This window comes from Variovorax trehalosi (assembly GCF_051216415.1).
In the GTDB taxonomy this organism is placed as follows: Bacteria; Pseudomonadota; Gammaproteobacteria; order Burkholderiales; family Burkholderiaceae_C; genus Variovorax.
Window position 1 is genome coordinate 690,576 of the sequence record NZ_JBPJZG010000004.1, and the last position, 14,603, is coordinate 705,178.

Genomic DNA, 14,603 nt, shown 5'->3' on the forward strand with positions numbered 1-14,603 from the left:
GGCTTTCAGAACAGCCTGAGCCGGGCGCTCAGGTCCCGGGTCTTGTAGAGCGCGTCGCCGGCGGCCGTGGGCTGCGGCTTGCACAGGCAATAGAGCGTATGGGTCGGGCCCACGAGGGTGGGCTCGGCCTCTGCGCGCAGCACGGTCCGCAACGCGGGGCGATCAGCCGGATCGTTTTTCGCGAGCACGAAGCCGATGCCGTGGTGCGACAGAAGCTGCTTCCAGCGCTCGCCCGTGAGGTCGGCGTCCGCATTGGCACCCGCTGTCGAGAAGTAGGTGTCGTACCAGCTCTGGGCAAAGGCGCGGCCCGCGAACGGCGCGGTGAAGGGGCGCTCCTTGTCGGCAAGGAAGACGCCCCTTGCATCGGTGGGATCCTTCAGCAGATGCGCGGCGGCGATGGCCTCGAAGGCGAAGGTTCGAAGCGTCTGTTCGTTCGGATCGCCGTTCGATTTCTTGACCAGGGAGCGAAGTTGCCCCTGGAGCAGCTTCTCCCCTGGCAGGTAGATCGATGCCGGAATGAGCACCAGGTTGGCAAGGACCAGGAGGACGATGGCGCCCGTCGCGACTTTCGGCGCCAAGTGCCGTTGCACGGCGAACAGCGCGATCGGGATCGAAACGACCAGCAGCGGCGCGATGTAGCGCAGGTACTGGATCGCTGCGAACATGCCGACGAGCGCGAGCAGCAACCAGAGGGTCGTGCGGCGCAGCGCCGGCGTGGCCAGCGTCGCGAGCAGCGGGATGCTCAGCGCCAGCACCGACAGTCCCGCGCCGCCGGCCTCGACCTCCTGGTACCTTTGTGTCGCGAACGTGAGGTCCCAGAGGCTGCGCCAGTTCAGACCTTGCGACCAGCGCGCGTCATGAAAATTCGCGACCGGGAAGAACGGCGACTTGAAGTAGGCGTTCAAAAGGGGCAGCAGCGGGTTGCCGGTGAGAAACCAGGCGTAGACGTAGCTGGACGCGCAGAAAACGAGGGCAATGGCCACGGCGACCACCAGCTTGCGCGGGTTGGCCTTGAGCAGCGCAGGCGCGCAGACCAGAAGCAGCGGCGCGATCACCAATGCCTGCGACGCCTTCAGCGCGGCGAACAGCCCGGCAAGGATCACGACCGCGTAGATCGCATTCGGGTCCTTGTCCCTGCAGATCCGCACGCAGAGGATGGCCAGTGCCAGAGTGAGGGGAACGAGCTCGTTCTCCACCTGCGCGGTCCCGAAGAGGCCGCTGATGTAGGGCTGACTCGCATAGAGCGCAATGCTCAGCCATTTCCACCTGTCGTTCAGTCCGATGAGTGCGCCGAGCCGCCAGAGCGCGCAGCAGGCGAGCCAGGACCACCCGATGTTGACTGCCCCGCGGGACTCCGTGCCGGCCAGCACGCTCACCACCGCATGAACGATGTCGGAGGCCCAGGGCGCGACCGCCCAGATCTGGGTCGCCACGTCGAACCGGTAGAAGCTCAGATGGATCAGCTGTGTCGGCAGCATCGAGTGGTAGGCAAGGTCGTCGTAGAAGACGTTCGGCCGCCATGCGACGGACAGCGAGGCGATGAGGATGACGAGCGCGAGGTTCGCGGCGACTTTCGAGCCCGACAGGGCCTCGGCGCATCCTCGCCACGTCGCCGCCAGCACCTCGCGCGCTGCGCGGCGCTCCAGGCAGAGCAGCCCGACCAGCAGGACCGTGTAGATGAAGCGTGTGTGGATCTTGTAGGGAAGCGTCCAGCCGATCGCACCCGTCAACACGAAGATGCCGATGAATGTGGCCAGGAGCAGGTCGTCCATGCCGAAGCGCCGCGCGATCCTCTGCCCCACCACGGCGGAAGCAAGGAAGAAGGCCGGCATCGCGATGAAGGCGGACACCTCGACGAACTGGACGGAAAGAATGACGAAGACCGCCAGCAGAAGCACCGCGGGATTCGTGCGCCGCCATGCGCCGACGAGGGCGACGCCGCCGAGCGCCAGCGCGAACAGGAGGTAGGGCTTCGCGTTCTTCAGCGTCTGCGCGGCAGGAATGTCGGATGAAGCAAGCCCGGCGATCAGGCAGAGAAAGACCCCGACGCAGGCGAGGACAGGCCAGAAGGAGCGCCTGGTTTCGGTGGAGCCGAGGTTCATTTGAACGTCAGCATCCGGTGCCCGAAGTAGCTTGTGACCGCGGGCACAAGCACGCCCACGAGGTGCGCGATGGCTTCCGCATGGTTCACGACGCCGAAGGCCGGAAACACCCAGTGCACCAGCACCAGGCTGATCGCGAGCGTCTGCAGCACGGCGAAGACATTCACCACGACGAACTTCGCGACCTGCGCGCGCAGGTCACCGGCCCTGGCATCGAAGACATGGTGCCGCATGAGCGCAAACGCGACGATCATGCCCACCACGTAGGCCAGCACGATCGCCACGCTGTAGCTCAGCCAGATGCTGAAGACGAAGCGCGATCCGTAGTTGGCGGCCGCGGCGACACCACCGGCGATCAGGAAGCGCAGGAACTGGGGAATCACCACGGCAGGCTTCTCACGCGGCGGCCTGCGGCATCGCAAGGGCCGCGGAGGTCGCCAGCTGGCGACCGAACCCGATGCTCTCCGAGATGCCGCGGTCTTCGGGGTAGTAATACGACGTGTCGGCCACCCACAGGCCCTTCACCGGCAGCGCGGCCGGCGGCAGGTGGTCGAGGTAGCCGGGGTCGCAGATCGGCTGCGCGTAGCGGTAGCGGCTCGCGCGCATGTCGACGAAATCGTCGAGCGTGAGTCTCGGGTTGATCTTCATGCAGTAGGTGCGCACCTTGGCCAGGAACACCTCGTCCGCATCCTGGAACTTCGGGTGCTCGCCCGGCATGTAGAACGGCACATACAGCACGTGCGGACTCATGGGCCGCAGGTTGCTGTATTCCACGAGGCCCGGGATATCCATCTCGGGATCGTTGATGTTGAGCCAGAAATTCTCGGTCAGCGGCTTGCGCAGCTTGGCGATCACGCAGACCACCGCGATGTTCTTCAGGGCCGCGAAGGACGCGAGCACCTCGGGCGGCAGATCCGGCATGAGGCGCGGCACGTAGGGCAGCGGCACCGTGCTGATCACCTTGTCGAAGGCTTCCATGCCGGCGGCGGTCTGCACGCCCTTGACCGCACCCGCTTCGATCACGACCTTCGAGGCCGGCGACGAGAGGCGGATCTCGCCGCCCTTGCTTTCGATGGCGTTCTTCATCGCATCGAGCAGCGTCTGCGAGCCGCCTTCCAGGTAGCCCAGCTTCTCCTTGAAGAGGCTGTAGCGCGAGCGCCCGATGCGCCGGATGCGGCTCCAGATCCATGCGGCCGAGAGGTTCGAGCTGTAGTCGTAGAACTTGTAGTCGAAGAGGCGCCGCCAGAGCACCTCGTAGGCTTCCGCACCGACCCAGCGCTTGATCCATTCCGTGGCGTCCAGGCGATCCAGCGGCTTCCAGTCGTTGCGCTTGGTGGAGAGAAAGGCATGCAGGCCGTAGCGGAACTTGGCGACGAGGCCCAGGCCCTTGAAGCGCAGCAGCGCCACCGGATTGCCCCAGGCCTGCAGCCGGTTCTGGTACCAGTAGCCCATCTTCGTGGCGACCCAGTTCATCTTCGCGCCGAGGCCCAGCTCGTCCAGCACCTGCAGGAAGGCCGCATCGGAAATGCAATGGAAGTGGTAGTAACGCTCGATCTGCAAGCCGCTGAAGTCGAACGCCGCCGTCATGCCGCCCACGCGGTCGTCGGCCTCGAAGACCACCGGGCGATGGCCTTCGAGCGTCAGTTGATAGGCCACGGCCAGGCCCATGGGGCCGGCGCCGAGCACCGCGATGCGCTGGGATGGCGTGGTGGAAGTTGGGGCCGAGATGGAGGGCGCTGTCATTCAGAACTCCAATGCAACCTGGCTGTAGACCGGGTGGTTGAAGGTTTCCTCGACCGCCTCGGCAAAGGGCGTGCTGCGCACGCCGAAGATGCCGGGCCAGTCGATGACCTCGAACTCGTCGCGCGCCACCAGCGCCTGCAGCTGCTGCGTGGTGAAAGGCGGGTTGCGGTCGAACAGCGACCACACCCACAGCAGCGCATAGAAGAGGCCGTAGGGAATCTTCACGATGTGCGCCTTGGCCTTGGTCACGCGCTTGATCTCGCGAATGATGTCGATGTAGTCGACCTGCTCGTGGCCCGTGATGTTGAAGATGCCGGTGCGCACGTCGTTTTCGATGCAGCTGATGATCACGTTGCAGAAGTCGCCCACGTACAGCGGCTGGCGCATGAACTTGCCGTTGCCGGGAATCGGGAACACGGGCACGCGCGCCATGAAGCGCGACAGCCAGCCCAGGTGCTTGCGGTCGAACCAGCCGAACATCAGCGTCGGCCGCAGGATCGGGCATTCGATGCCGCTCTCCAGCACGATGCGCTCCTGCTCCTTCTTGCTGCGCGTGTAGAAATCGTCCGCGACCGACTCCACCACCGACGAACTGATGTGGACCAGCTGCGGGATCTTGTGCTTGCGGATTTCCTCGAGGATGAGCTCGGTGGAGGAGACGTTGTTGTCCTCGAACTCCCGGTAGTCGATGCCGCCGATCTGGGCCTGCAGCATCACCACGGTGTGCGCGCCTTCGAAGTGCCGCTGCCAGGTGCCGGGCCTGGCGAGGTCGGCGTGCTCCACGGTGACGCCGTCCTGCGTCTTCTGGAGAACGGCGAGGTTGTGCTCGTGCTTGTCGAGCACGACGATGTCCGTGTAGCCGCGGGCCCGCAGCCGGGCCACCAGGTTCTGGCCCACGAGGCCGGCGCCGCCGGGCAGTACGATTTTCTTGTTCATGGGTCTTGCGTGATTTGTCTTTGGGGCGCGGTGCGCGTCAGAGGCTCAGGCGCTTGAAGATCTTCGTGGGGATGCTCTTGATGATCAGCATGATCCAGCGCCAGAACCAGCGCGTGTAGAGCACGTCGCTGCCGCGTGCCACCGCGCGCTGGATGTCCTGTGCCACCTGGTCGGCCGAGGCCGTCAACGCACCCGGCAGTTCCAGGTGTGCCGTCATCGGCGTGGCCACGAAGCCGGGCTTGATGAGCAGCAGGTGCACGCCCTGCTTGAAGAGGCTTGCCCTGAGGCCCGATGCGCAATCTTCCACGGCGCCCTTGGCGGCGCCGTACACGTAGTTGGTCGGCCGGCCCCGGTCGCCGGCCACCGAGCCGATCACCGCGAGCGTGCCGTTGCCTTGTTTCCGGAAATGCTGCGCCAGCGCCAGCATGCAGACGACGGCGCTCTCGCCGTTGAGGCGGAACTGTTCGATGGCGTAGGCGAGGTCTTCCTCGGCGCGTGCCTGGTCGGGCAGCGAGCCGTGCGCGATCAGCGCGAGGTCCACCGTTCCAAGTTGCTGCCACGCGCTGGCAATCGTTGCGCCGGCCTGCGACACGTCGTGCGCGTCCCATGGCAGCACGTGGACACCCGCCGCACCGCGCGCCGTGAGGTCGCTGGCGATGATGTCGAGCTTGGCCGTGTCCCGGCCCACGAGCACGAAGTTGCAGTTCGATGCGGCATAGCGGCGCGCCACGGCTTCGGCAATGCCGGAGGTCGCACCGATGAGGAGGATGTTCTTGATCGTCATGAGATGGTGGTGACCGGTTGGGTGACCCGCTGCCAGAAGCGGGATTGCAGATGGCGGTCGCGAAGCGCCTCGACGCGGGGCCACGCGGGATAGGCCTTCTGGAAATGCGCGGCACTCATGTGCGCATCCTTGGCCGGGTAGAGGCGTCCGCCCGCTTCGTCGACCAGCGCATCGAGCCGGGCGAACAGGGCGGTGTTGGCGGCCTCGCGCTGGGCGAAGTCGAGTGCGAGCGACACGCCTTCCAGCGGAAACGAGAGCAGGCCCGGCGAGCGGATGTCGCCGCAGCGCTTGAGCACCGCCAGGAAGGAGCCGCTGCCGCTGCGCGCGATCTCCGAGAGCATCGCGCGGATCGCGTCGCGGGCGTTCGCGTGGGGGATCACGCACTGGTATTGCTGGAAGCCGCCGCGTCCGTACATGCGGTTCCAGTGCAGCAGTCCGTCCAGTGGATAGAAGAAAGGGTCGTAGCCGACGACCGACGTCACGCGCTTCGTTTGCTGGCGATGGTAGTAGAGGGCGTTGAAGGCCTTGAGCGTCAGCCCGTTGACCAGCGAGAAGGGCGGGTCCACCGGCATGCTCTTGGGCCGTGGCGCCGCGATCTGCAGCCGTCCGTCGGTTGCGTGGTTGCCGACGATGTAGTGGCCCCGTCCCGCCTGCCGACCGGTGGCCAGGCAGTCGACCCAGGCGACCGCGTATTCGTGGCGCGCATCGAGCTCTTGGGACAACGCGAAGAATTCATCGAGACCACCGAACTTGATGGCGCACTGGTCCACATAGGCCGATGCGACGCGGCGCAACTGCAGTTCGACCGACAGCACGATGCCCGTGAGCCCGAGCCCGCCGACGGTCGCCTGGAACAGGTCGGCGTTTTCCCCGGGCGAGCACTCGACGACGCCTTCGTCGGTGCGCAGCAGCGACAGGCGCCTCACGTGGCGGCCGAAGGTGCCCGTCACATGGTGGTTCTTGCCATGCACGTCGTTGGCGACCGCGCCGCCGAGCGTGACGAACTTGGTGCCGGGCGTCACGGGCAGGAACCAGCCGCGCGGCAGGGCCATGTCGATCAGCGCGCCGAGGGTCAGGCCCGGCTGCGCCACGACCGTGCCGGTGTCCCAGTCCGCCGAGAGCACCCGGTCGAAGCCGGCCGTGGTGACCACGTGGTCCGATTCGGCCATGCACGAATCGCCATAACTGCGGCCCATGCCGAACGCCAGGGTGCCGCCGGTGCCGGCCGCGAGCGCGGCGGCCACGGCCCCGCCGACCTCCGAAGGCCACTGGACAGGATGGACCGTCTGCGGGTGCTGCGGGTACCTTCCCCAGGACAGGCGAGTGCGCGGGTTCAAAGCGAAGCGAGGACGAAAGTGCCTGCGAACGCAAGGCCGATCAACTGGCTCACGCGGTCGCGCAGCGCGAAGACGATGGGGTCGTCGTTCATCTGGCCGCGGTGCGCGATCAGCCAGACCCGGCTCAGCCAGAACAGGAGCAGCGGGCAGGCCACCCACAGCAGCTTGGGGTGCCCGTAGAGGGTCAATGCGGCGGTGTCGTTGATGTAGAGCGCCAGCACCAGCACCGACAGGTAGCCCGAGGAGCCGCCGAGCGATGCGAGCAATTCGAAATCCTGCAGCTGGTAGCCGCGGCCGGGCACGGCGTCGCCCTTGCGCTGTTCCTTGGCGTCGTAGAGCTCCGTGTAGCGCTTGACGAACGCGAGGCTCAGGAACATGAACATGCAGAACGCGAGGATCCAGAACGTCAGCGGCGCGAAGATGGCGGCCGCGCCGGCCACGACGCGCACCGTGTAGAGCATGGCCAGCGTGATCACGTCGAGCATCACCAGCCGCTTGATCCAGAGCGAGTAGCCCAGCGTGAGCAAGTAATACGCGCAAAGCACGAGCGCGAACCGCCACGGCAACGACGCGAGCGCCACGCCGAACGCCACCACGAGCAGCGCCACCATCCAGACCATGGCATGCACCATCGGGAAGGTCCCAGCCGCGAGGGGCCGATTGCGCTTGGTGCGATGCTGCCGGTCGTCCTTCAGGTCGAGCAGGTCGTTCAGGATGTACACGCTCGACGCGCACATGCCGAAGCAGATGAATGCCAGCACGCCATTGAGCATCAGCTCGAGGTTCGTGATCTGGTGCGTTGCGAGCAAGGGCACGAAGACCAGCAGGTTCTTGGCCCACTGGTGCAGGCGCAGCGCCTTGCGCAGCACGCGCAGGTAGCTCGCGCGATCGTCGAACACCTGCCCCATGCGTCCGATGCGGCGCGCACGCACGAGCACGCCGAACTCCGGATTCACCACGTGTACGACGCTCGCGGAGCCCCACACGTTCAGGTCGGCCGACGAGTTGCCGACGTACTCGAAGCCCTGCTCGCCGTAGCGTGCGACCAGCGCCTTGCGCTTGTTGGTGGACGCGAGGTTCTGGTTCTCGGTGCCGAGGACTTCGTCGAAGAGGCCGAGATGGGCTGCGACGTCCCTGGCAAGGCGTGTTTCGGACGCCGTGGCCAGCACGAGGCGGGCGCCGGTTTTCTTCTGTGCCTCGAGCCATGCGACGAGCGGCTGGTTGTAGGGCAGCGTCTGAACGATGGGCGAGACCGCGTCGGCGATCCTTCGCTTGAAATAGGCCTTGCCCTTCAGGACCCAGAACAGGGCCTTCACGAAGAGCAGCGGGTGGTATCTCAGCAGCAGGAAAACGCTCTCGACCAGCAGGTCGGAGCGGATCAGCGTTCCGTCCAGGTCGACGGCGATGATTCTCTGCCCCGCAATCGCCTGGGAAGGGGGCGTGCCGATGTCGTCTTCCACGTGGGGCAAGGCGCTCATTGGATTACCTTCGTGCTTCGCACTGCGGTGCTAGCTTGCTTGGGGCGGCCCGGAGACATCGCGACGGGTTGATCGGCCGTGGCTGTGAGACTGGAGGTGCAGCAACGGTACACATGTTCGCGAGATGGATGCAGAAACGGGGATTCTATTTGCATTGAACAGAGGGAAAGACGCTGCCCAAGGGGCGTGGAAACCGGGGTTCGCGCGGCCCCGCGCCTCGCGTCAACGGGGCTTGAAACGGTTCAGGACGGCGCGAAGCCGACGGCTCGCAGACCGCAGCGGCGCGGTGAATCTCCACGAGCGGCTCTCGCGCAGGGCCGTCAATGCGGCAAGGGCCGTTTCGTGCTGCGCCTTCAGTTCGTCGAGGCGTTCGTTCGTTTGCTCGAGCTCGCTGGCGGTGCTTGCCAGTTGGCGATTGACGCGTTCGCTCGTCGTGGATGCCTCCGCCAGCTGCGCCTGAAGCGCATCTGCCTGGCGCCGCGCCGCCTCTGCGGTGGCCTGCAATGCCGTCGCCTGCGCCAGCTGCGCGACCCCGGCTGCCTGTATTTCGGATTGGAGATCGGACACCTCGTTCTCGAGTCTCTGGCGCGCCTCCACCGCCGCCGGCGAGGGATAGGACAGGCCCGGTCCCTCCGTCCTGTTCGCAAGGCTCAGCACCTCGTGGGGGTACTGCGGCTTGTGCAGAAGCAGGGCCGCGATGTCGTCCGCGTTGTCGATGGGGAACACGCGCGGTGCTCCGGGAGGGATTGCCCGGCCCGATGGCAGAAGAAGGAGGTTGAGCTCCTTGCCGTCGTCGAAGATGTTCCGCGTCTCGCCGTTGAAGTTGCCCGGATTGAACGCGTCGGTCAGGTGACCGAGGCATTCGTAGCCGCTGGCCTGGCACCAGTCGAGGATCTTCAGTCCGGCACTGATCGAATTGGCCTCGGCAAACACCGCGGGCTGGAAGGTGGCAATGGTTTCGCGAGCGCCGTCGAGCACCTGTCTCTCCATTCCCTCGACGTCGATCTTCAGCAGCCCGACCGCCGAAAGCGCGAGGCTGTCGACCGTCACGAGCGGCACTTCATAGGCTGGGCCGGAGGCCGCTCCGGCATCGTCGTCCTCGAGCGCAAGCCCCGCAAAGTTCGTCAGCGCGCCCGGCGCGAGCCGGTGCAGCGTGATGGTGGCCGGCGCATCGGAGACGCCCCGCTGGTGCAGGCGGACGTTCGTCCGCTGGTTGTCTTGGACGTTGCGCGACAGCAGGCCGAAGGCTTCGGCGCGCGGCTCGAACGCGATCACTGTGCCTTGCTCGCCCACCAGCGTGGAGAAGGCCAGCGTGTGCGTTCCGATGAAGGCACCGATGTCCAGCACCGTGGCGTCCGGTGCAATGAAATGGGCGAGAAAGTCGATTTCGCGCTGGGCCCACTCGCCGTACAACGCCAGCGATTCCGACACGATGGAATCCCGCCCGAGCAGGTGCATCCTGCCGTAGCGCGTGGCAACGAGGTGGGGTTCGATGGTGTGCATGGAGGCCGTTGTCGCTCCGGGTTCAGTTCGATTCGGCGGGCTGCGCCTTGTAGAGCGGGCCACCCACCCTGCGTAGCTTGGCGATCCCCTGTGCAACGGTGTCACGGGTGTCGGGCGTGTCGACGAAGAAGTAGCTGGCGATCTTGCGCTTGGCGAGGGCCTCCGGCGCCTCCTGGGACCCGATGGCCAGGGTGGCGTTGGTGTAGAGGACATTGTTGTCGCGAACATCGTGGAAGCGATAGATCGCGCCCCACCTGAAAGCGTGCCCATAGGCGACGAGCAGCACCGCCGCGAGCGCCCACCGTGCCAGGGACTTCTTTCCCGATCCGGTCACGATGATCCAGGAAAGCGGAACCAGGGCCACGACAAGGTAGCCGTAGTGCATTTCCAGCCCCGGCGACCATTCGCCGCTGCGCGAGCGTCCCAGGACGATCGAGACGAAAAGCATGACGTACGCAAGGAGGGTGGCGTAGATCGCGACCTTCGCCATGTCGGCGTTGCCGCGGCGCAGGGCCGGGGCGAGGTAGATCAGCGCGCGCACCAGCGCCGCGCCGAAAAGCAGTGAACAGAGGATGGGACGCCAGTAGCCCTGCAGCCAGCCGTCCAGGATGAAGCTGGATTCGACGAGGTGACGCGCCCAGGACAACATGCGCGTCGCGAGATCGGTTTGCTGCGCCGCGAGTGTCGTTCCCGAGGGCTGCCACGTGAGGAAAATCACCGCGTTCATGGCGAGTACGAGCACGGGGCCCGCGATCATGGCGGGTTGGGTTTTCCAGGCCTTTTGACGAAGCCCGAACGCCAGGAGGGCCGCTGCGATCACCGTGGCGACGATGGCCCCGTTCATGCCGCAGAGGGCGCAGGCCCACAGGGCCACCATCGCCGCGATCAGAAAGGGCTTCGAGTTGGCGGCTTGCGACTTGATGAACAAATAGAGAAACAGGAAGCTGAGCGCAATGCACAAGCTGAACTGGGCCGAGAACGCCCACAGGTAGAGCCCGAAGCCGAAGTTCAGAACCGTCAGCGGAATGACCAGATCGCCCCAGTGCGCCGAACCCCGGTGCAATCGCGCCGCACCGGCCAGCGCCAGGGCGCCCGCGGTTGCCATGGCCGCATTGAACAGCAGCAATACCCGGAAATCGAACTTGCTCAATTTCAACAGGGCGTATTGAACGAGCTTGATGATGGGAATGCGGTGGTCGACGTGCTGTGCGACAACCCACTGAAGGAATTCTTTCCAGTTCGCGCCATAAATTCCCGGGTAGGTCCAGTCGTCCGACGACGGATGCGAGCGAGAAACGGGGAATATGAAAAGAACGAAAACAATGAATATGCCGACAGTGGCGATCTTTACAATTTGTGGCGTAAACCTGGGGTTCATCGAATAGTTCGCTGCTTTAAAGCGATTCCTAGGAGAGGCGTCGGATGGCTTGCGTTATACCTGAAGCCGAATCGTGGGCCCGCGCGCGAAGTGCCTTGCGGCATCGCCAGCGCGTGCCATGCATTTCGTCGTTGGCGAGCCTGCGTTGGCAGCCGAAGGTGAACTGCCGACCTGCGGCGCTGCCGCCCGAGTGGCAAAAATCGGGCTGCTATGATCGTCAACGACTGTCGCCTTGCCCCGTTGTACGTGGGCTGTCGCCCCATCGTTGCCGCCGCGTGACAGGGGGCGTGTGCGCCGGGTTGCAGCGAGATCCTGTCCGAATGAATCAGGCCATGCCATCTGGAGTGAATGATTTGCTGAATTCATTTTCGATTTGGGTAAGCGATTTTGCATTTTTGTCAATTCGGAAATTATTTGGATTTCAGGGTTCCGTCCCGACATTCGCTGCAAAAAAGCGATTTGAATGAACCCGGGAAATTTCATTCAGCCGAAACCAGTGCTGCGCCCGAGAGGCGGCATTCAAAAAATACAGTCGTCAATCTGAATTCCACTGCGAATAGTTTGCCGAACCACAAGGGTCGGCCCGCAGGCTGAAGAAACATGAATAAAAATCCAATTTATTGGTATCGCCGTTTGAAATCCGTTTCCGGTCGGGTGGTCAAGCGGGCGACAAAGGGGCGCATTTCATTCGGCGAGAAATCATTGCCGGACCCACATCCGCTGTTCGATGCGGACTGGTACGCAAAGCGCAATCCGGACATCATGAAAGCCGGTTTGAACCCGATGCGGCACTTCCTGCGCTTCGGCTGGAAGGAGGGGCGCAATCCACATCCGCTGTTCGATGTGGCGTGGTACCTGGAACAGAACCCGGACATCGCGAAGGCTGGCTGGAATCCGCTCGTCCACTATGTCGACCTCGGCTGGAAGGAAGGCCGGAACCCGCATCCGCTGTTCAACACGACCTGGTACCTGGACCAATACCTCGACGTGAAGGCGGCAGGCCTCAATCCGCTGCTGCACTACGTGCTGTTCGGAGCGCCCGAGCACCGGATGCCCCATCCGAGCTTCGACTCGGAGTGGTACTGCGCGGCCTACGGGGATGTCGGCGACGGTGCCGATCCGCTGGCCCATTTCCTCGCGCACCGGCACGATGCCCTGAGGAATCCGTCCTCTGCGATCGACCTGGTCGAGCACGCGCAAAAGCACCTGGCCGCCGGGGCCGACAAGGTGCATGAGCTTGCGCATTTTCTGGTTCAGGAAAGCTCGTACGCACTGGACGGTGACTTCGCCGAGGCGTTTGCCAGGGACGGCATTCCGCGCGCCCGTATGCACGAAGGCCTGGCGCGTGTCGCGAACGGAAGGTGGGAGTGGTCGCGCTACGGTGCGATGCGGGCACGGCTCGCGCAGGCCGAGCAGCGGCGTGCGGAGCGATACCTGCGCGTCGAGACCCCGGTGACCGCGGTCTGCAAGGACGCCGCGAGCGAACCCGCCGCGCCCCTGGTGATCCCGACGTTCGAGCAACCGCTCGTCTCGATCGTGATTCCGGTCTACAACAAGGTGGCATTGACCCGCTCCTGCCTGCGGGCCATCGTCGAAAGCAACTGCCGCGCGTCCTACGAAGTGATCGTGGCCGACGATGCATCGGTCGATCCGGATTGCCTCGAACTGGCGAACGTGTCGGGCCTCACGTTCCTGCGTTCCGAAGAAAACCTGGGATTCGGCGGCAACTGCAACCGGGCTGCGGCCACGGCGCGCGGCAAGTTCGTGCTGTTCCTGAACAACGACACGCTGGTCCAGGACGGCTTCCTCGATGCCATGGTGGCGGCGCACGAGGAAGGCGTCGGCATTGTGGGCCCGCAAGTGCTGTATCCGTCCGGCATGTTGCAGGAAGCCGGTGGCCGCATCCGCGTGGACTGTTCCGCGGCGCTCGTCGGACACGGGGCCAGCCCCGAGGATCCGCGGTTCAACTATCGTCGTGACGTGGAGTACATCTCCGGCGCGTGCCTCCTGATCGAGCGGGCGCTGTTCGACGAGCTGGGCGGCTTCGATCCGCTGTTCCACCCGGCCTACTACGAGGACGTGGATCTGTGCTTTCGCGTACGCGCGCGCGGCCTTCGCGTGGTCTACGAACCGACGGCGCGCATCGTCCACCTGATGAGCGAGACGATGTCGTCGCTGGCGCCGGCCTACAAGCACGGGCAGTCGGCGCGCAGCGCGCAGAACTTTGCCGAACGCTGGCAGGCGCAGCTGGAGGCCGACAACGCGGTGAAGGCCATCGCCTTCTATTTGCCGCAGTACCACATGGTTCCGGAGAACGACCTGTGGTGGGCGCCGGGCTTCACCGAGTGGACCAACGTGTCCAAGGCCAAGCCCAACTACCCGGGGCATGACCAGCCGCGCCTGCCGGCCGATCTCGGGCACTACGACCTCACGAATCCGAAGAGCATCCGCAAGCAGATCGAGCTGGCCATGCAATACGGGCTGCACGGCTTCTGCTTCTACTACTACTGGTTCAACGGCCGCCGCATCCTCGAAGCGCCGCTGGAGCTCTACCTAGAGGACAAGTCGCTCGACTTCCCGTTCTGCCTGTGCTGGGCCAACGAGAACTGGAGCCGGCGGTGGGACGGCCGCGACCAGGACCTGCTGCTGAAGCAGGAATACTCGACCGAGGACGACAAGGCCATCATCCACGACCTCATGCGGTTCATGCGCGACGCGCGCTACATCCGCATCGAGGGCAAGCCGCTGGTGATCGTCTACCGCTGGGACCTGCTGCCCTCGATTGCGGAAACGGTGAGCGTGTGGCGCGAGGAATGCCGGCGCGCCGGCATCGGCGAGATCTTCGTCGCGAGCGTCGATTCGTTCGACCTGGCCTGGAAGCTCAAGAACGCGGCGGATTTCGGGCTCGACGCGAGCATCGGCTTTCCGCCCCACAACATGGGCTCGCCCGTCCCCAAGAAGCCGTCGGCGGTCGGCCCGCGCTTCACCGGAACCATCGACGACTACGAGACGGTGGGCACGCGCTACGCCACCGAGCTGCCGCTGCGGCCGCACACCCATTTCCCGGGCGTGCTGCCGGGATGGGACAACACGCCGCGCCGCCAGGATGCGCCCTACATCCTGGACAGCCCCAGCCCCGGCGCGTTCCGTGCCTGGCTGGAGCACGCGCTGGAGTTTTCGCGCGACTTCAACGTACCGGAGCGCCGGATGGTCTTCATCAACGCCTGGAACGAGTGGGGGGAGGGCGCCTACCTGGAGCCCGACCAGCGCTATGGCCATGCCTACCTTACCGCGCTGCGCGATGCGCTCGAATCACACAAGTACCAGAAGAGAAACGGCTGA

10 protein-coding genes are annotated in these 14,603 nt (G+C 65.0%); 1 reads left to right on the forward strand and 9 read right to left on the reverse strand.

From position 1 onward, the window contains the following. Positions 1 to 5: 5 nt before the first annotated feature. From ACSFA7_RS18705 to ACSFA7_RS18745, 9 genes are all read right to left on the reverse strand, one after another. Complete coding sequence (locus ACSFA7_RS18705) at positions 6 to 2,102, reverse strand: hypothetical protein (RefSeq protein ID WP_435500755.1); 2,097 nt, start codon at positions 2,100 to 2,102, stop codon at positions 6 to 8. Next, positions 2,099 to 2,488, reverse strand: a complete 390-nt coding sequence (locus ACSFA7_RS18710) for a GtrA family protein (RefSeq protein ID WP_435500756.1) — start codon at positions 2,486 to 2,488, stop codon at positions 2,099 to 2,101. Before ACSFA7_RS18710 ends, ACSFA7_RS18705 begins: the two co-directional genes overlap by 4 nt. 10 nt (positions 2,489 to 2,498) lie before the next feature. Next, positions 2,499 to 3,845 carry an NAD(P)/FAD-dependent oxidoreductase gene (locus tag ACSFA7_RS18715; protein WP_435500757.1) on the reverse strand — a complete coding sequence of 449 codons (1,347 nt, stop codon included), beginning with the start codon at positions 3,843 to 3,845 and terminating at the stop codon, positions 2,499 to 2,501. Further along, entirely contained in the window at positions 3,846 to 4,781 is a 936-nt protein-coding gene (locus ACSFA7_RS18720) for an NAD-dependent epimerase/dehydratase family protein (RefSeq protein WP_435500758.1), read from the reverse strand. It abuts the gene before it with no gap. A gap of 37 nt (positions 4,782 to 4,818) precedes the next feature. Beyond that, the gene (locus ACSFA7_RS18725) at positions 4,819 to 5,565 is read right to left on the reverse strand and encodes an SDR family oxidoreductase (RefSeq protein WP_435500759.1); all 747 of its coding nucleotides are present in this window, start codon (positions 5,563 to 5,565) and stop codon (positions 4,819 to 4,821) included. Continuing rightward, positions 5,562 to 6,902 carry an FAD-binding protein gene (locus tag ACSFA7_RS18730; protein WP_435500760.1) on the reverse strand — a complete coding sequence of 447 codons (1,341 nt, stop codon included), beginning with the start codon at positions 6,900 to 6,902 and terminating at the stop codon, positions 5,562 to 5,564. Before ACSFA7_RS18730 ends, ACSFA7_RS18725 begins: the two co-directional genes overlap by 4 nt. Next, a complete protein-coding gene (locus ACSFA7_RS18735; protein ID WP_435500761.1) occupies positions 6,899 to 8,380 on the reverse strand; it encodes a UbiA family prenyltransferase in 1,482 nt (493 codons plus the stop codon). The genes ACSFA7_RS18730 and ACSFA7_RS18735 overlap by 4 nt, the downstream gene beginning before the upstream one ends. Before the next feature lie 222 nt (positions 8,381 to 8,602). Then, a complete protein-coding gene (locus ACSFA7_RS18740) occupies positions 8,603 to 9,883 on the reverse strand; it encodes an FkbM family methyltransferase (RefSeq protein WP_435500762.1) in 1,281 nt (426 codons plus the stop codon). A gap of 22 nt (positions 9,884 to 9,905) precedes the next feature. Next, entirely contained in the window at positions 9,906 to 11,261 is a 1,356-nt protein-coding gene (locus ACSFA7_RS18745; RefSeq protein ID WP_435500763.1) for a hypothetical protein, read from the reverse strand. Positions 11,262 to 12,023: 762 nt separating this feature from the next. Here ACSFA7_RS18745 and ACSFA7_RS18750 point away from each other — a divergent pair. Continuing rightward, on the forward strand, positions 12,024 to 14,603 hold the full coding sequence (locus tag ACSFA7_RS18750) for a glycoside hydrolase family 99-like domain-containing protein (RefSeq protein ID WP_435500764.1): 2,580 nt from the start codon (positions 12,024 to 12,026) through the stop codon (positions 14,601 to 14,603).